General features: G+C 66.2%; 18 protein-coding genes. 4 read left to right on the forward strand and 14 right to left on the reverse strand.

What is annotated here, in order from left to right; translation table 11 throughout:
• The first annotated feature begins 44 nt into the window (after window positions 1-44).
• The gene (locus tag OG203_RS08470; protein ID WP_405165122.1) at window positions 45-1,544 is read left to right on the forward strand and encodes a PLP-dependent aminotransferase family protein; all 1,500 of its coding nucleotides are present in this window, start codon (window positions 45-47) and stop codon (window positions 1,542-1,544) included.
• A 196-nt stretch (window positions 1,545-1,740) separates the two neighbouring features.
• A complete protein-coding gene (locus OG203_RS08475) occupies window positions 1,741-2,460 on the forward strand; it encodes a peptidylprolyl isomerase (RefSeq protein WP_405165123.1) in 720 nt (239 codons plus the stop codon).
• A gap of 54 nt (window positions 2,461-2,514) precedes the next feature.
• Here OG203_RS08475 and OG203_RS08480 read toward each other — a convergent pair whose 3' ends face one another.
• From OG203_RS08480 to arc, 8 genes are all read right to left on the reverse strand, one after another.
• Window positions 2,515-4,449 (reverse strand): CocE/NonD family hydrolase, encoded by a 1,935-nt coding sequence (locus OG203_RS08480; RefSeq protein WP_405165124.1) that lies wholly within the window; start codon window positions 4,447-4,449, stop codon window positions 2,515-2,517.
• 259 nt (window positions 4,450-4,708) lie between these two features.
• The gene (locus OG203_RS08485) at window positions 4,709-4,900 is read right to left on the reverse strand and encodes a VOC family protein (protein ID WP_405165125.1); all 192 of its coding nucleotides are present in this window, start codon (window positions 4,898-4,900) and stop codon (window positions 4,709-4,711) included.
• Window positions 4,897-5,679, reverse strand: a complete 783-nt coding sequence (locus OG203_RS08490) for a methyltransferase domain-containing protein (protein WP_405165126.1) — start codon at window positions 5,677-5,679, stop codon at window positions 4,897-4,899. The genes OG203_RS08485 and OG203_RS08490 overlap by 4 nt, the downstream gene beginning before the upstream one ends.
• 48 nt (window positions 5,680-5,727) lie before the next feature.
• Window positions 5,728-6,678: a Fic family protein gene (locus tag OG203_RS08495; RefSeq protein WP_405165127.1), complete on the reverse strand. Its 951-nt coding sequence runs from the start codon at window positions 6,676-6,678 to the stop codon at window positions 5,728-5,730.
• A 200-nt stretch (window positions 6,679-6,878) separates the two neighbouring features.
• Window positions 6,879-8,393 (reverse strand): ArnT family glycosyltransferase, encoded by a 1,515-nt coding sequence (locus OG203_RS08500; RefSeq protein ID WP_405165128.1) that lies wholly within the window; start codon window positions 8,391-8,393, stop codon window positions 6,879-6,881.
• A complete protein-coding gene (locus OG203_RS08505) occupies window positions 8,386-9,021 on the reverse strand; it encodes a TetR/AcrR family transcriptional regulator (RefSeq protein ID WP_405165129.1) in 636 nt (211 codons plus the stop codon). Before OG203_RS08505 ends, OG203_RS08500 begins: the two co-directional genes overlap by 8 nt.
• 18 nt (window positions 9,022-9,039) lie before the next feature.
• Window positions 9,040-10,287, reverse strand: a complete 1,248-nt coding sequence (locus OG203_RS08510; RefSeq protein WP_405165130.1) for a carboxylesterase/lipase family protein — start codon at window positions 10,285-10,287, stop codon at window positions 9,040-9,042.
• 167 nt (window positions 10,288-10,454) lie between these two features.
• Window positions 10,455-12,215 carry a proteasome ATPase gene (gene arc, locus OG203_RS08515; RefSeq protein ID WP_405165131.1) on the reverse strand — a complete coding sequence of 587 codons (1,761 nt, stop codon included), beginning with the start codon at window positions 12,213-12,215 and terminating at the stop codon, window positions 10,455-10,457.
• Window positions 12,216-12,526: 311 nt separating this feature from the next.
• Between arc and OG203_RS08520 the strand changes: the two genes are divergently transcribed.
• Complete coding sequence (locus OG203_RS08520; protein ID WP_405165132.1) at window positions 12,527-12,904, forward strand: hypothetical protein; 378 nt, start codon at window positions 12,527-12,529, stop codon at window positions 12,902-12,904.
• Between the two features lie 78 nt (window positions 12,905-12,982).
• Here the strand turns inward: OG203_RS08520 and OG203_RS08525 are convergent, their stop codons facing one another.
• On the reverse strand, window positions 12,983-13,816 hold the full coding sequence (locus OG203_RS08525) for a tRNA (adenine-N1)-methyltransferase (RefSeq protein WP_405165133.1): 834 nt from the start codon (window positions 13,814-13,816) through the stop codon (window positions 12,983-12,985).
• Between the two features lie 81 nt (window positions 13,817-13,897).
• On the opposite strand from OG203_RS08525, the gene OG203_RS08530 reads away from it, so the two are divergent.
• Entirely contained in the window at window positions 13,898-14,809 is a 912-nt protein-coding gene (locus OG203_RS08530; protein ID WP_405165134.1) for a RecB family exonuclease, read from the forward strand.
• A gap of 4 nt (window positions 14,810-14,813) precedes the next feature.
• On the opposite strand, the gene OG203_RS08535 is transcribed toward OG203_RS08530, so the two are convergent.
• The 5 genes from OG203_RS08535 to OG203_RS08555 form a co-directional block, all read right to left on the reverse strand.
• Window positions 14,814-14,978, reverse strand: a complete 165-nt coding sequence (locus tag OG203_RS08535; protein WP_405165135.1) for a hypothetical protein — start codon at window positions 14,976-14,978, stop codon at window positions 14,814-14,816.
• Window positions 14,979-15,214: 236 nt separating this feature from the next.
• Entirely contained in the window at window positions 15,215-16,414 is a 1,200-nt protein-coding gene (locus OG203_RS08540; RefSeq protein ID WP_405165136.1) for a YeiH family protein, read from the reverse strand.
• Window positions 16,414-16,548, reverse strand: a complete 135-nt coding sequence (locus OG203_RS08545; RefSeq protein WP_405165137.1) for a hypothetical protein — start codon at window positions 16,546-16,548, stop codon at window positions 16,414-16,416. Before OG203_RS08545 ends, OG203_RS08540 begins: the two co-directional genes overlap by 1 nt.
• A gap of 125 nt (window positions 16,549-16,673) precedes the next feature.
• Window positions 16,674-17,525: an ATP phosphoribosyltransferase gene (gene hisG, locus OG203_RS08550; protein WP_405165138.1), complete on the reverse strand. Its 852-nt coding sequence runs from the start codon at window positions 17,523-17,525 to the stop codon at window positions 16,674-16,676.
• A gap of 47 nt (window positions 17,526-17,572) precedes the next feature.
• Window positions 17,573-17,854: a phosphoribosyl-ATP diphosphatase gene (locus OG203_RS08555; RefSeq protein WP_405167799.1), complete on the reverse strand. Its 282-nt coding sequence runs from the start codon at window positions 17,852-17,854 to the stop codon at window positions 17,573-17,575.
• Window positions 17,855-17,859: the final 5 nt, after the last annotated feature.

Genomic DNA, 17,859 nt, shown 5'->3' on the forward strand with positions numbered 1-17,859 from the left:
TTCTGGTCGTAGTTCCGGCGCCACACCCGACGCAGAATAACGGTGTGAGCGAGCGAATCGGAGGCACAGCGCCCATGCGCCCCACGCCTGCGCGCGCCACCCAGAACCCGCCGGTGACCACCGCCGTGCCGGCACAGTGCGCCACGGCGGAGGAAGTCGCGGCCACCGGGTCGGGGCAGTTCATCGCGGACCTGGACGATCGGACGCCAGCGGGGATCGCGGCGGCGGTGAGCAGGCAGATTCGTTCGGGGGCGTTGACGCCGGGGTCCAGGCTGCCCACCGTGCGCGAGGTCGCCCGCGAGTTGAAGGTCTCGCCCGCGACCGTGAACCAGGCTTGGCGGGCGCTCGCCGCGGCCGGAGCGATTGTCGCGCGCGGCCGGGCGGGCACCTTCGTCGGTGCGCCCACCACCAGGTCCGCGACCGCCGTCGGCCGGTATCAGCGGCTACATCCGCCGTCCTACAGCGCTTTTCGAATCGACCTGTCCCGCGGCACGCCCGATCCCGAGCTACTGCCGGATCTCGGTGCGGCACTGCGCGATCTCACCAGGGACGGGGCCAGCGACCTCGCCGCCGACTACCTCGGTGCGGCAGTGCTGCCAGAGCTGGCCACCAAAGTCCGTGCCGACTGGCCGTTTCGCGCGGAACGGCTCGCGGTCCTCGACGGCGCGCTCGACGCCGTCGACCGGCTGCTGTCCGCGCACATCCGGCTCGGTGACGCGGTCGCCGTCGAAGATCCTTGCTTCCCACCGTTTCTCGACCTGCTTGCCGGTCTCGGCGCCCGGCCAATCCCCGTCCGGATGGACGAATCCGGTTTGATACCACACGAACTCGCTCGTGCCATCACCGACCAAGAGGCCACCGCGCTCATCCTGCAACCACGCGCGCAGAACCCCACCGGCGTCTCGATCACCGCCCGCCGCATCCGCGAACTGTCCACCATCCTGCAAGACGCGGGCACCCTCGTCATCGAGGACGACCACTCTGCCGGAATCGCCGCCGCCCCACTACGATCCCTCGGCAGCCGACTCCCCCGGCGCACCGTCCACATCCGCTCGTACTCCAAATCGCACGGCGCCGACCTACGCCTCGCCGTCGCGGGTGGCCCCGCCGACCTGCTCGATCCGGTCGTCGAACGCCGCATGCTCGGCGCGGGCTGGACAAGCAGGCTCCTCCAGCGCGTCCTGCTGAGCATGCTCGACGACGAAACCGCCGTGCACGCCGTCACCACCGCCCGCGCCGAATACCGCAGGCGCTCAGCCGAACTCCGCCGCGCACTGGCCCGCCTCGGCGTCACCGTCACCCGCGGCGACGGCATCAACCTGTGGCTCCCCGTCGCCGACGAGAACGCCGCCATGATCTCCCTCGCCGCTGCGGGCATCAAGGCCGCGCCCGGCGGCCCGTTCATCGTCGGCGACCCGCCACCCACCGATCACCTCCGCATCACCATCTCCCCCCTCGCCGACAGCGACCTCGACTGGCTCGCCACCGAACTCGCCGCGGCCACCGCCGCCGCCCCCACCTACCGTCGCATCCGCCGCGCTTGAGTCGCCTACTTCATAGCCCACAGGCATCCATCGACTCTCCGCAGAACCCGTGAGTTATGCGAACTACCAAGGCGGACCTGCGGATGTGTGGATTTCGCAGTGATCGAGGTGGTCCCGGCCCGCTGACGGCGGGGAGATGGAATGATTCGGCACGGCATCAGCCGGTGCGCAATCCGAATGAAGGAGATTCCTAGCGGTGAGCAGCGAAGTGCAGGGGCGGCAGTTCGGCAACAGCAAGCGTGGGCGGTGGTTCGGCGTGCTACGCGTGGTTGGTGTCGCGGCGGTCGCTGCGGCGCTCGCGGCGTTCGCGACCGGTGGTGTTTCGGCGAAGACGTGGAATGTGCGCACACAGCAGCAGCCGGGGCAGTGCATCGCGCCCGAGGACGGCGCGGTGACCGCGCGCAACAACTACCCGGGTCCAGGCCTGGCCACCGAGCCCGGTGCGACGTACACCGCGAAGCTCAACACCACCTGCGGGGCCATCGATATCGCCCTCGACCCGAAGGCGCCGCAGACGGTCAACTCGTTCGCGTTCCTGTCCAACGAGCAGTACTTCAACCACACCAGGTGCCACCGGATCACCACCGGCGGCATCTTCGTGCTGCAGTGCGGCGACCCGACGGCCACCGGCACCGGTGGCCCCGGCTACCAGATCATGGACGAGAACCTCGCGGGCGCGACCTACCCGGCGGGCACCGTCGCGATGGCCAACTCGGGCCCGAACACCAACGGCAGCCAGTTCTTCCTCGTCTACAAGGACAGCCCGCTGCCCCCGAGCTACACCCCGTTCGGGCGCATCACCTCCGGCCTCGACGTCCTCGACTCCGTCGCCGCCGCAGGCACCCGCGACGGCAGCCCCGATGGCGCTCCCAAGGACGACGTAGTCCTCAACAAGGTCGAAACCGTCAAGAACTAACACCCCCTCGAGACAATGGCGGCGTCCACGGGACGCCGCCATTGTCGTCTCGACCTACTTGTGCGGGGTGAGCGGGAAGGTGGTCGCGCCGTTGTCGCCGGACGGGATGATCGGAACCGTTACTGAGGACGGGTGTTCGGGGTCCTTGTAGATGGTTTGGGTGGCCGGTTGGGTGCGGGTGCTCTCGCCGAACGGCTCGCCGGTGTTCGGGTTCGGCGCGTATTGCGGGTAGTCGCTGCTGGATACGGCGACGCGGATGCGGTCGCCCGCTTTGAACTGGTAGCTGGTCGGCCAGATCTTGATGGTGAACTGGTAGGGCTGGCCCGGCACGATCGGCGTCGGATTCGTGAGCGAGTCACGGAATGCGGCGCGGATGATGCCGTTGTTGAGATTCACCGAGGAGCCGTCCGGCGCAAGCACTTCCAGGCGCGCGACGAAGTCGGTGTCGGGTGCGGTCGAGGAGGCCCACAGCTTCACCGTGATCGGGCCGGTGACTTCGGTGTCGGTGCGGAGCGGATCGGTGTCATAGGTGAGCACGTCCGAACGTTGTTCCACCGCAGCCTGATCGAACGGTCCCTGCGGTCCCGTGCCGACGCCGCAGCAGGAATGGCCGCCGGCGCTCGGCGCCGGATCGGTGGGGTCGTAGACATAGTGGTCGGCGTCGGCCGGTCCGGTCGGTGCCTGCTCGACGAGCTTTCCGGTGCGGCCGGCCTCACCGTTCGCGCCGCTGCCGTTGAAATAGTAAGTCTCCCATTGGGTTTGCGGCAGCGGCCAGCTCGGTGCCGTCTTCCACCGGTTGGCGCCCATCAGGTAGTAGTCGACCCGCGGCGTACCGGCGACACCGTTGTCGACACCCTTGAGGAAGTGGTCGTACCACGCGAGCATCAGCTCGTTGATCGGGCTGTTGGCCACCGCTCCGAGCTCCTCGAGCCGCGGCGCGATCGTGGAAGTCGGCCGCCCCCAACCGAGATGGTCCCACGGGCCGATCACCAGTCGCTGATTCTGCCGCGCCTCCGGTGTGCCGCCCTTGGCGACCATGCCGGTGAAGTTCTCGACGCCGCCGGAGAGGAACGCGTCGTACCAGCCCTCCATGTCGAGCACCGGCACCTTCACGTTCTGGTAGCGCTCGCGGATGCTGCGGTTCTTCCAGGAGTCGTTGTAGGTCGAGTTGCGGATCCAGTCGAAGTACCACGGCGCGACCGCGGGATTGCCCGGTTGCAGCGGCGGAAAGTCTTTGTACGGACGGAAATTCATCCACTGGGTGGCGTTCTGCGTCGCCGCGTCGATCTGGTCGACGGCGGCCTTGTCGTGGCGCTGCTGGGCCGCTGACAGCCCGATCGTGCCCACCGCCCACGGTTCGACGAAGCCGAGCCGGAATTGGCCGCCCTCGTAGGTCCAGCCGTCGTAGTAGTCCGACGCGGTGTTGGCGGGGACGATGGCGGCCAGATGCGGCGGGGTCTCGACCGCGGCGAGCCACTGCGTCGCGCCGATGTAGGACGAGCCGTACATGCCCACTTTGCCGTTCGTGCCGGGCAATTGGGCCGCCCACTCGACGCTGTCGTATCCGTCGTGCATGTCGTTGTCGAACTCGGTGAATGTACCGTCCGAGGTCCCGAGGCCCCGAATATCTTGAATCACAACGAGATAGCACTGTGAGGCGTACCAGTCCGGTGTCTGAAACCGCGAAGGTTGAATCTGCGCCGCCGTTTTCCCGTACTGCGTGCGCATCAGGATGACCGGTACCGGGTCATTTGTCTTGGGCCGATACACATCCGCCCGCAATATCGTCCCGTCCCGCATAGCGGCGGGAACGTCGGTCTGCTTATCGACCGCGCACTTGCCCCGGCCCTCGTTCGGCGGCCAGGCCGCGGCGGACCCCGGAGCCGGTGGCTGCGTACTCGCCGCATTGTTGGTGTCGGAGCTCGAGGTGCATCCGCCGACCAACACCCCCACGCACAACACCGTGGTGAGCAAGCGACCGATGCCCATTCCGTGACCAGACAAGCTGACACACCTCCCAGGAGAGGCGTTACCCGGACACTCGACGCGTGCCACTCAGCAGTGCGAACGCCTCTGTCGAGCAGATGTTACCAAGATCTAGTACCAAACGTCCTACGAATGCGCATAGCGGAGGCGGGCTGCTCCGATCACGTCTGTCGCATCGAATCCCATTGCTGCGCAGCCACTTCCACGTTCAACGTTTGACAAGCACGTCACTGACGGGTCGTATGCGAGGTCCGCGCCGGAATCAGTTGGGGGGCTGGCCGTTAAGGAAGTAGACCGCCTCCCAGAGGTGGTCGTCGGGGTCGGTGAAGTAGCCGGAGTAGATGCCCCATGGGCGTTCCATGGGTGGGCGGACGATGGTGCCACCGGCTTGCTCGGCCTGTTCGAGGATGCGATCAACGTCCGCACGGGTTTCGACGAACAAACCGAGGCTCATCGGAGACCCGGCGACTCGGCGACTCGGCCGACCGGGAGGGCGGCGTCTTTCGCGACGGTAATGATCTCCGGACTGCTGGCCGTCAACGGACTGCGATCCCAGTCGCCGAACTGCTCCGCGACGACCAATCCCGCATCGGACAGGAACCCGGCCAGCGCGTTCGCGTCGAGGAACCGCAACGTGCTGTGACTGACCTCGGGCTCCCACCGCTCGCTGGTGAAGGTGTGGGTGAACGACACCAGGTCACCCTCGACCGGCTCGGCGACCCGGCACACGCACCGCACCACCGCACCCGACTCATCGGTCACCGCACCGGAATACCGCCGATCCCACGTCTCCCATTCCCGCACAAGCGGATTGCGCGTCTCGAACGCGAACCTGCCGGTATCGGTCAGCGCCGCGGCGATCACCGCCAACGTGGACCGCAGCTCGTCATCACCGACGAGCACTTGGAACGCATGCCCGGTCATCACCACCAAGTCGAACTGCCGATCCCACCCCCGCACCGCACTCGAATCACCGAGCACCCATTCGATATCCCCACTCGCCCGCGCCACGTCGAGCATCCCCGCCGCCGGATCCAGTCCACACAGACGACCCGTATGCCCCTCCTCCCGAGCCCTGCGCAGCAGTTCCCCCGTCCCACACCCGACATCGAGCACCGACCCCGCCCCCATAACCAGCGGCAGATAAAACCCGAAGTCCCCCCGCCCCTCCCACGGATTGAACCGGTCATACACCGCCGCTAACCGCGCCTCACTAAAGGCTCTGTCGACCATGCTCGCAGCGTGTCAAACCCACACCCCCACCGCCACCGGATTTCCGTCTCAGCCGCGGACTCGACGGATCCCGGCCGCGAAATCGTCCAGGGCGGTGAGGATATGGTCGGCTTGCCACACCCGGTCGCGGGATCGTTGGGAAATCTCGTGGAGCACACCGGATTCGACCAGGCGATCGATAGCGCGTTGCGCCGCGACATTGCTGACTTCGAAGCTCCGCATGACGTAGGGATTGTCGATCACGGGCTGCGCGACAAGCACGTCGATCACCCGCCAGACAATCGAATCGCTACGGGCAGTGGTCTTCTCGCGATATTCGGCACGGATCGAACTCAGCTGCTCGACGAGATCGGTACCACTGCCGATGGCAAAGAATACGGCGTCGACGAACTGACGGACGATCGGTGCGGCATCGCCCGCCCGGTACCGGTTCAGCGCCTCGAAGTAGGCCGTTGTATTGACCAGCAGCCCGGCCGAAATCGGCACGGTCACATGCTGCGTCAGCCCCTTGCCGCGCAGCATCGCGTGCACGAGAGCCCGACCGGTGCGACCGTTTCCGTCGGTGAACGGATGAATGGTCTCGAATTGTGCGTGTGCCAGGGCGATCTGGACGACGAGCGGGATGTCGTCACGGCGCACGAACCCGATCAGGTCGGTGATCGCGTCCGGCACCCGCTCGTGATGCGGCGGAACGAAATCGGCGACGTGCGGACCGATATTGCTGCCGCCGATCCACACTTGCTCGGTCCGCCACTGCCCGGCGTGGCCCGGATTGGACGATTCGAGCAACGCCCGATGCATTGTCAGCAGCGTATCGGCGTCGACCGTACGACTCAGCTCGACGGCGGCTTCCATCGCCCGGACATTCGCGGTGACGATCCGAGCGTTGCGGTTCGTGTGCTTGCCCAGTTCGGCGAGCGCGAGTTGCCTGGCACCGACGGTCAGATTTTCGATCTGTGACGATGCGGCGCTCTCCGTGCGCAGCAGCACGGCGCTCATCGGTCCGAGCTCGCAGTCCGTGCCAAGGGCGGCGGAAACATGAGCGTCGAATCGTGCGAGTCGGTGTGCCGACTCTTCCGCCTCGGCCAGCAGGGTCGCGGGCAGCGATAAGGTTCAGTAAGTGGCTGAGTTATCAAACCTTATGCCCTTAAGGTTTGATAACGAGCAGCGCAATTTAACCCTTTGCCATGAGGTCGCGCTCAGAGATGTCGGAGGTTCGGCCAGGATTCCGACCAGGGGGTGCGGGGGTGGTCGCAGCGCCAGATCGTGACGTCGCGGGTGGAGCCGGGGAAGCCGAGGCGGGCGTCGACACGGCCGATCGGGGTTACGGAGGCGAAGAGGGGGGCTACTTCGGATTGGTCGTCGCCTATCCAGAGGACGGTGGTCGCGGAGTCGGGTGGGGTGCCGAAGTAGCCGAAGCCGCGGCTGGGGCTGTAGACGGCGGGGAGGTTGGTGCCGTAGACGTCGAGTGCGCTTGCCTGCCAGTAGGAGTCGGTGATGATGACGGTGTCGGCGCGGTCGGCTTCGGGCAGGGACTGGTAGGCGGTGGCGGTGGCCGCGGCGAGTTCGGGCCAGCCGAATCTGCCGTAGACGCCGATCGACAGGCCAGCGTCGGCCTGGCTCTTCGCGGGCTTGATGGCGGAATCGGATTGCCAAGGCATCGAAAATGCCACCAGCACAACGGATATGACAATCATTGAGATGGCGATGATGGTGCGCGGGCGGCCTGTTTTCTCGGTCCAGCGCACCGCGCCCGCGGCGATGATCGCGGCGTAGCAGCCTGCCGCGTAGTACGGCCTGCCGTCGGTGACGATGAAGGCCACCGCTAGCAGCAGCGGGAGCGGGGCGAGGAATCGGTACTGGCGCAACGGTTCCCAGCGGAACAGGGCAACGATTCCGTAGATCAGCAGCACGCCGCCGAGCAGGCCCGCCGAGGCAATGGCCAACGGCAGCCAGCTGTAGCGGCCGCCGATGGTGGCCTGCTCGTCGGCGACGACCGCGCCGAGCCGCAGCTGCGGCCAATCGTGGGCAGCCTGCCAGATCAGGCTCGGCAGCGTCGCGAGGACCACCACCCCCGCACCCAACCACAGTGCGGGGCGGCGGAATAGATCACGCGGACCGTAGCTCACTACGCCGATCGCGATCGCGATCCAGAAGAACGGGATCAGCCATTTCACCTGCATATCCACGGCGGTCGCCAGCGACGCCCACAGCAGCAGTGAGTCATGACGGGTGCGCACCCAGCGGATGAGCAGCCAGCTGATCAACACCCACAGCGCGGTGTCGATAGTGTTGGTGGCCAACTGAGTTCCCTGCACCAGCAGGAAGGGTGAGGTCGCGTAGGCGGTCGCGGTCAGCAGCTGCGCGTTGCGCGAGCCGCCGAATTCCCTGGCTATCTGCGCACTGATCAGCACTGCGGCGACGGTGACCAGCATAGCCGGAATGCGCTGTGCCACCATGGATTCCGGCGCGATCAGATCCATCAGCCTGGCGATCGCGGGCAATACCGGACCCTGATCGGCGTAACTGACGGCAAGCCTGCGGCCCGCGGCGATGAAATACAGTTCGTCGCCGAAGAATCCGTAGCGGCCCGCCGAAGCAAGCAGCGCGATCGCCGACACGATCGCGATGGCGCCAACTCCGGCGAGCGCGAACGGCGGCTGCTCCTTGGGCGTATCCCGTTGCCGCACTTGGGTTGTCGTCGTATCAGTCATGTTCCCCCACCTTCCGCGTAGCCACATCGAACAGCCGGCACATGTGTGCCGAGTACCCGTCCACATCGAAGTCCGGCTCGCGGATGGCGCGCCCGGCCGCGCCGTCGATCGCGTCGCGGATGGACTTCGCCATCACCAGCGGGTCGAACGCGGTGAAATCCCCGGCGCGCTGGCCTTCCTCCATGATGTCGATCAACGGCACGATAATCTCTCGTTCCCCGTCGGCCGAGGCGAACTTCGGCCGGCCCTGCGCGTCGCGCAGGTTCATCACCACATCCATCAGTGCCGCGACGTAGTTCTTGTTCGCGGCGATGAACGCGAGATTCGATTCGATGTAGGCCAGCAACATGTTTCGCGGCCCGATCGCGGCGGCGACCTTCGGCCCGATGTGCTCGGCGCCCGAGATGTACAGCTGGATGACCAGCTGTGTCATCAGATCGTCTTTGCCATCGAAGTGGTAGGAGATGACCCCTTTGGAGATCCCGGCATGCTTGGCGATCCGCGCCAGCGACGCGCTGCCGTAGCCGACCTCGGAGATCACCTCCACCGCCGACGCGATGATCTGCCGCCGCCGCGCCTCTTCGATAAACGACCTTTGCTGGCCGTCCGGACTACTTTCTGACCGCACGGCCAAATATTAGCACGATCAGCCAGTAAAGTGCTTGGTGTCTCCACGTGCCCAGCCAGGATCGCCGACCTTGACGAATCCGAGCCAGCTGCCGCGTATCTCGTCGACGAGCCGCTGCGGTCGCTCCCCTTGCAGCATCGGCGCGTGCTGCCAGGCCGCCGCGTTGCCGAGGACGAACGGCAATTCGAGGCAGTGGCACGCGCCGAACGGGCTGTCCTGCGGCTGCCAGTCGAATTCGAACAGCCAGGCCACGCCGCCGCCCGCGTTCAGCGCCGCGCTCAACTGCCGGGTCGGCGCCCCGAAGATCTGGTCCGTGGCCGTCCGCACCGCGTTCCAGTCGTCGGAAAAGAACGCCGCCGCTTCGTCTTTGGTCGTCCCCATCAGCATCGGCATGGCGCGCTCACGCACCGCGCGCACCAGGTCGGCGGCGACAACGGTCCCATCCCCCACCAACTGAAACGGCGGAACCACCTGCCCGCCAGCCCCCTTCGCGACCGCCAACTGCGCGGCGAGCAACGCGTGCACCGGCACCTCGCCGAGCTGCCCCGCCTCGATCCCCAACTCGCGCAAGAACTTCGCGCCGATCCGCTCGGCCGCCTCCGGCGTATCGGGCACCATGCCGAGCGGCGGACTCTGCAGAATCGCCTGCTGGAACAGCCCATCCGCCCGTTCCCCCGACAACATCGCCACCAGGGAAATCGCACCCGCCGACTGCCCCGCGGCGGTCACCCGCGCCGGATCACCACCGAACGCGGCGATGTTGTCGCGCACCCAGCCGAGCGCCGCGATCTGATCGAGCACCCCCAGATTGCCGTCACTCACCCCGGGCAATCGCAGAAACCCCAGCGCACCGAGCCGATAGTTGACCGTCACCACCACAACATCCCCCAGCGCCGCCACCTCGGCCCCGTCGTACCACCCGAGCCTGCCCGCCCCGCTGGAGAACCCGCCGCCGTGCAGAAACACGAGCACCGGATGCCCTTCCCCGGCCGGTGCCCACACATTCAACGACAGACAATCCTCCCCCTGCGGCACCTCGAACGACCCCATCGCCCGATCCAGCCGCGACGCCAATTGCGGTGCCGCCACCCCGAATTCGCTCGCGTCCCGAACATCCGGCCACGGCGCCACCGGCTCCGGCGCACCGAATCGCACGGCCCGCGCATACGGAATGCCCCGAAAGACGCTAACCGGCCCGTCGCTGACGCCACGCACCTTCCCGGCCGCGGTCTCGACGACTACCGACTGATTGATATCACTGGTCATACGTCCGAGTCTGCCGCCCCAATCCCCCACCACAAGGGGTTCCGAGAATCGGGGAGAGTCAAAAGGTCGCCTACTGATCTTGGCCAGCAACCATTCGACTCGCTTCGATCGACCACCCACACGAAAAGGCCGCGCTCCCAATGGAAGCGCGGCCTTTTGGTTGAACCTTACAGGTACTGACCCGTGCTGGACTCGGTGTCGATCGCCCTGCTCGCGCTGGCGTTCTTGCCCGTGACCAACGTGCGGATGTAGACGATCCGCTCGCCCTTCTTGCCCGAGATGCGGGCCCAGTCATCGGGATTCGTGGTGTTGGGCAGGTCCTCGTTTTCGGAGAACTCGTCCTGGATCGAATCGTAGAGATGCTGGAGGCGCAGGCCGGGGTTGCCGGTGTCGAGGACGGACTTGATGGCGTACTTCTTGGAGCGGTCCACGATGTTCTGGATCATGGCGCCGGAGTTGAAGTCCTTGAAGTACAGGACCTCCTTGTCACCGTTGGCGTAGGTGACCTCCAGGAAGCGGTTGTCCTCGCTCTCGGCGTACATCCGGTCGACGACCCGTTCGATCATCGCCTTGACGCACAGGAGCTTGTCGCCACCGAACTCGGCGACATCGTCGGCGTGCAGCGGCAGCGTCTCCGTGAGGTACTTGGAGAAGATGTCCTGTGCCGATTCCGCGTCCGGCCGCTCGATCTTGATCTTCACGTCAAGGCGGCCGGGCCGCAGGATCGCGGGGTCGATCATGTCCTCGCGGTTGGAGGCACCGATCACGATGACGTTCTCGAGTCCCTCGACGCCGTCGATCTCCGAAAGCAGCTGCGGCACGACCGTGGTCTCCACATCGGAGGACACGCCCGAACCGCGGGTACGGAAGATGGAATCCATCTCGTCGAAGAACACGATCACCGGCGTACCTTCGGACGCCTTCTCGCGTGCCCGCTGGAAGATGATCCGAATGTGGCGCTCGGTCTCGCCGACGAACTTGTTGAGCAGCTCGGGACCCTTGATGTTCAGGAAGAATGACTTGGCTTCCTTGGCATCCTCACCGCGCGCCTCGGCGATCTTCTTGGCAAGGGAGTTGGCCACCGCCTTGGCGATGAGCGTCTTACCGCAGCCGGGAGGACCGTAGAGCAGCACGCCCTTCGGCGGGCGCAGCGCGTACTCGCGGAACAGATCCTTGTGCAGGAACGGCAGCTCCACCGCGTCGCGGATCTGCTCGATCTGCCGACCGAGACCGCCGATATCGGTGTAGTCGACGTCCGGGACCTCTTCCAGCACAAGGTCTTCGACCTCGGCCTTGGGAATGCGCTCGAACGCGAACCCGGCCTTGGTGTCCACCAGCAGCGAATCACCAGGGCGCAGTTTGCGAATCGGGGAGTCGGGGTCGTCCATGTCGTCGTACTCGGCGACCTTGGCCAGCGGACCCGCCAGCCAGACCACGCGCTCCTCGTCGGCATGACCGACGACCAGTGCGCGGCGTCCATCGTCGAGGATTTCCCGCAGGGTGCCGATTTCGCCGATCGCGTCGAAGACACCGGCCTCGACGACCGTGAGTGCCTCGTTGAGGCGGACGGTCTGGCCGTATTCGAGGGTCGAGGTCTCGATGTTCGGGGAACACGTCAATCTCATCTTGCGACCCGATGTGAATACATCGACCGTCTGATCGTCGTACACGCCGATCAGAATCCCGTATCCGCTCGGCGGCTGACCGAGCCGATCGACTTCCTCACGCAAGGCGACGAGCTGCTGGCGCGCTTCCTTGAGTGTGTCCATCAGCTTGGTGTTGCGAATGGTCAGCGAATCGATGCGGGCTTCCAATTCCCGTGCACGATCCGGCGAATCGGCGAGTTGCCTGCGGAGTGCAGCCGCTTCGGCGCGTACCGCCTCGAGCTCTCTCCAGGCCGCCGAATCCGAATTCTCGATGGGGCTCATGTGCTGCTCCTCCCAGTCCCGGTCTATCAACGCTACCGGGCGCGAACCGTTCTCGCTTTCCGACATGGTTTCGTCGTGATCACATCTGGGCTGCGATCGACGGCCGGATGACCATGTTAGCCTGCCCTAACCCGCACTCGGTGAGCCACCTCGCCGACCGAGCCGAAAGGTTGCTGAAGATGCTCCTTCCCGCCAGAATTCTTCGCGTTTCCGTTGCTACCGCTACTGCCGTGCTTGCCGTTACCGTCGGGCTCGCGGCCTGTAGTTCTGATGACAACAAATCCGATGCCAAGGCCTCTTCCTCCAGCGCAGTGGCCTCGAGCAGCGCCGCGGCGGCCGGTGCGGCGGCGGCGCCGAGCCCGGACACGCTGCAGGCGGTGCTCGTCAAATTGTCCGATCCGGCGGTACCCACCGCGGACAAGGCCAAGCTCATCGTCGACGGCGAAAAGCGCACGGCGAACATCGATCAGATGAACAAGGGGCTTGCGGGCTACGCACTGACCTACGCAGTGGCGGATGTCACAACGCAGGGCAACACCGCCACCGCGCAGGTGACCATCACCTCGCCGCACGGCGCCGTCCCGGCGATGCCCCTCACCTGGGAGAACGTCGACGGCACCTGGAAGCTCTCGGACTCGAGCGGCTGCCTGATGCTCGGCTTCGCACAGGCGCCCTGCGTTCCTGCCTGATTCGCGACGACGGCCGAGGGCTATGTGCGGACGCCCTCGGCCGGGTAGGCACGCCCCCGGCCGCGCCGGACAGGCCCGTCAGCCCTTCGAGGGCCTGCGCTGCGGCTTGGGGGTCACCGTGCCCTCGGCGAGCTTGCGTGCGCTCACCAGGAACGCCGTATGGCCCTGCATACGGTGCTCGGGGCGGACCGCGAGGCCGACCACATGCCAGCCGCGCACCATCGACTCCCAGGAGCGCGGTTCGGTCCAGCACTCCTGTTCGCGGAGCGCCTCCACCACTTTCGACAGCTGCGTGACCGTTGCCACATAGATGATGAGCACGCCGCCGGGGACCAACGCCTTTGCTACCGACGGCAGCGCGTCCCACGGCGCGAGCATGTCGAGCACAGCGCGATCCACGGATTCGCCCGCGTAGTCGGCCACGTCGCCGATCGTCAGCGACCAGTTAGCCGGACGTTCGCCATAGAAGGTTTCGACGTTGCGGATGGCATGGTCGGCATGGTCCTGGCGAATTTCGTACGAAATGACCTCGCCCTGCGGCCCGACGGCACGCAACAGTGAACATGTCAGCGCGCCGGAGCCCGCGCCGGCCTCCAACACCCGCGCGCCGGGGAACATGTCGCCCTCGTGCACGATCTGCGCGGCGTCCTTCGGGTAGATCACGGCGGCGCCGCGCGGCATGGACAGCACGTAGTCGATCAGCAACGGGCGCAAGGCCAGATACGGGGTGCCGTTGGTGGAGTTGACCACGCTGCCCTCGTCGGCACCGATCAAGCTGTCGTGCTTGATCCCACCGCGATGGGTGTGGAACTCCTTGCCCTCTTCCAAGACCACCGTGTAGAGGCGCCCTTTGGCATCGGTCAGCTGTACCCGGTCACCGAGGGTGAATGGACCGGTCCGTCTGGCCGTCATGAATCTCCGTTCGCTGGCAGAGCCGCGTGCTCTGAATACTCGCGCACCGGCGTGTCGGTGCCGCCGGATAGCCTGCCAGGTATGAGCTCGCCCGTGTCAACGCCCCCTACCGACGGCGCGCAGGCGTCCGATCCCGGTGCGGCGGCGAGTCGGTCGCGCCCGGCGCTGTCGCCTTCGCGGGCAATGGATTTCAAGCAGTGCCCGCTGAAGTACCGGTTCCGGGCGATCGATCGGATTCCGGAGACGCCGAATCGGAGCGCACTGCGCGGCACGATGGTGCACGCGGTACTCGAGGACCTGTACGGCCTGCCTGCGGCGCAACGGCAGCCGCTGCGGGCCGAGGACCTGATCGTGCCCGCGTGGGCGCGGATGGCGGCCGGCTGGCCCGAGGTGACCGAGTTGATCACCGACGCCGAGCTGGACGGTTTCCTCGGCGAGGTGCGCAAGCTGGTGCAGGCCTACTACCGGTTGGAGGATCCCACGCGCTTCGATCCGGAGTCGAGGGAGGCGCGGGTGGAAGTCGAACTCGACGACGGAGTTCTGTTGCGCGGCTTCGTCGATCGGATCGACGTCGCGCCGACCGGACAGCTGCGGGTTGTCGATTACAAGACCGGCCGGGCACCGGGGCCGACCCAGGAGACCCGGGCGTTGTTCCAGCTGAAGTTCTACGCGCTGGTCGTGCTGCGCACCCGCGGCATCGTGCCGACCCAGCTGCGCCTGATCTACCTGGCCGACGAGCAGATCCTCACCTACTCCCCCGACGAGGAGGAACTGCTCCGCTTCGAACGCACCCTGTCCGCGCTGTGGGAGGCCATCCTGGAGGCGGGCCGCACCGGCGACTTCCAGCCGAATACCAGTTGGCTGTGCTCGTATTGCGACTACAAGCCGCTGTGCCCCGAATTCGGCGGCACCCCACCGCCTTACCCGGGGTGGCCGGTCGGCGGGACCGGTGAGTCGCCGGACGAGACGTTGGCGGACGCGGTAGCGGACTGACGAACTACCGGTGTCCGGTCGCCGCCATGATGGAATCCAGTGACGTGCCATGGGTTCCGATGAGCGCCACCGCAAGGATCAGCACCACCACTCCCACCACGTCGCCGATCAGAACCAGTACGTTCCGAATGCGGCGCCCGCGCTTGACTCGTTCGGCCTCCGTCGGCATTGACGTCCTTCCGTACCTCCGTGCGGGGCCCATGCCGCGCCCCGACGTTCCTTGTGTGCATGTCGCACGACACACCGGACAGTGTCGCCGACACACCGTGAAATCTCGTCACGACTCGCGGAGTCGGCCAGTGCCGACTACCGACGAGCCCGCTCGCTGCGCACGAAATCATAACGATTCCGTGCGCAGCAGGCTACAACGCACCCCCGCGCCGACGCGACCACCCGCGCCCGTGCTCAGAGGGTGAAGTTGTGGAACAGCAGGAGGGAAAGGCCAAGGCCGACAGCCAGGTTGACCACGACCGCCGAACCGAAGACGACGATCGGCCGCCACCCGGCCTCGCGCAGGCCACGCAGCGAGAACTCCAGCCCGATGGAGACGAACGCGAAGATCAGGAACCAGGTGCGCAGGTCGTTGATGATGGCGATGTGCGCTGCACCGGATTTCTTGGCCGCGGACTGCAGGTACAGCGTGCCGATGACGGACGCGGCGACGAAGCCGAGGACGAACTTCGGGAACCGCTCCCAGAACTGCCGCGCCGAGGGCCGTATCGCACCGGCGGTGCGTTCGACCTTCAGGGTGAAATACGCGGTCAACGCGATCGCGACAATGCCGATCAGCGCGTTCTGCGTGGTCTTCACGATGGTGGCGATCTGCAGCGCCTTCTCCCCCGCGATGGCACCCGAGGCCGCGACCGCCGCCGTCGTGTCGATATTGCCGCCGATCCAGGCACCGGCGACCGCGTCGGACAGCCCGAAAACATCGGCGAGCCATGGCAATACGAAGATCGAGGGCAGCGCGAAGATGATCACCAGCGAGGCAGCGTAGGCGATCTGCTCGCGCTTGGCCTGCACCGCACCCGCCGCCGCGATGGCCGCGCTGACGCCGCAGATGGACACGGCCGAGGACAGCAGCGCCCGCAGCTTGTCGTCGAGCCCGAGCCGCCCGCCGAGCCACCAGGTGAACCCGAACACCACGGTGATCAGCAACAGCGCCTGCAGGATCGACGGGCCCGCCGCGGTCACCAGGATCTTCAGATTGATCGAGGCGCCGAGCAGGACAACGCCGGTCTTGATGAAGAACTCGGTGCGGAAACCGGCCGAAAGCCGGTCGCGCAGTGCGAGTTTGCCGAGGATGACGTTGCCGAGCAGGCCGATCGCGATGGCGTACACCGGGAACTCGATCGACTTCGCCACCCGGTTGAACGGGGTGCCCGCCGCCCACTGCGGGACGTGCGTGTCGAAGAAGCGGGTCAGCGCGCCGAGCACGACGACGACCGCGATCCCCGCCACGATCGCGCCGACGGTTGGCCGCGAGATCGCCTGCAATGCCGCCGTTTCCGACCGCACCGGAGCGGAAGACGCTGCGTCCGTCCCAGTTTCGCTGGCAACGGTCGAGTCCGGTGTATTCGCTTCCCGCGCTTCGGTATCCGACATCACGGCACCAGCCAATCCGGAATCACGCCGACCAGGACGAGCGCGATCAGCGCCAGTCCGGCGATCGCCGCCAGCCAGTCCTCATTCCAGGTGATTATGCTTCCCGAGCGCTGCTCGGGCGATGTCTGTGACACGGGTGTGCTCCTTGCGTTCCTCATCGAGAGGCCGCACGGTAACAACACCCGGTCACCAGGCACACCGGTTGCGTTCAGCGTGAGTTATTCACGCATACAAGACAAAACGGACGGCGATAATCGGCTCAGAAGGCGCGACAGGAGCGGATGTCGAAGGCGAGGATGGCCTTGGCGCCGAGCTCGGCGAGCTGGTCCATCACTTCGTTGCCCTGCTTGCGCGGCACCATGGCACGGATCGCGACCCAGTTGTCATCGGCCAGCGGGGACACCGTCGGCGACTCGAGGCCCGGCGTGATCTTGACCGCCGCGTCGAGCAGCTCCTTGGGGCAGTCGTAGTCGAGCATGATGTATTGCTGACCGAACACCACACCCTGAATACGAGCGATGAGCTGATTACGCGCCCGCTCCTTGTGATCGGAGCCGGTGCGTTCGATCAGCACGCCCTCCGAATCGCACAGTGATTCACCGAAGGCGACCAGGTTGTGCTGACGCAGTGTGCGCCCCGAACCGACCACGTCGGCGATGGCGTCGGCGACGCCGAGCTGGATGGAGATCTCCACCGCGCCGTCGAGGCGGATCACCTCCGCCTGAATGCCGCGCCGCTGCAGATCGCTGAGCACGAGATTCGGGTACGAGGTGGCGATGCGCTTGTCGTAGAGGTCCTCGACCTGCCACGGCTGCCCGGCCGGTGCGGCGTAGCGGAAGCTGGAGCGGCCGAAGCCGAGGCCGAGCCGTTCGCTGACCGGCGCGCCGGAATCGAGCGCGAGGTCGCGGCCGGTGATGCCGAGGTCGAGTTCGCCGGACCCGACGTAGATGGCGATGTCCTTGGGCCGCAGGAAGAAGAATTCGACCTGGTTGGCCGGGTCGAGCACGGTCAGTTCGCGCGGATCGGTCCGCTTGCGGTAACCGGCCTCGACGAGGATGGCGGTGGCGGCTTCGGACAGGGCGCCTTTATTGGGGACTGCGACGCGCAGCATGGGAATGGGTCCTTTCGGGAGGTGAAACTAGGGAGTAAGACGCGCCATCACAGATGTCGGTACACGTCTTCGAGCTTCAGCCCACGACCCACCATCAGCACCTGAACCCAGTACAGCAGCTGCGAGATCTCCTCGGCGAGCGACTCGTCGCTCTCGTGCTCGGCGGCCAGCCATACCTCGCCAGCCTCCTCGAGCACCTTCTTACCCTGGCTATGCACGCCAGCGTCCAGCGCGGCAACGGTTCCGGACCCCTCGGGGCGGGTAACCGCACGATCCTGCAGCTCGGCGAACAGGGTTTCGAAGTTCTTCACGATGAACCATTGTTTCAGACCGG

It is taken from the genome of Nocardia sp. NBC_01499, from assembly GCF_045040275.1.
Taxonomy (GTDB): domain Bacteria; phylum Actinomycetota; class Actinomycetes; order Mycobacteriales; family Mycobacteriaceae; genus Nocardia.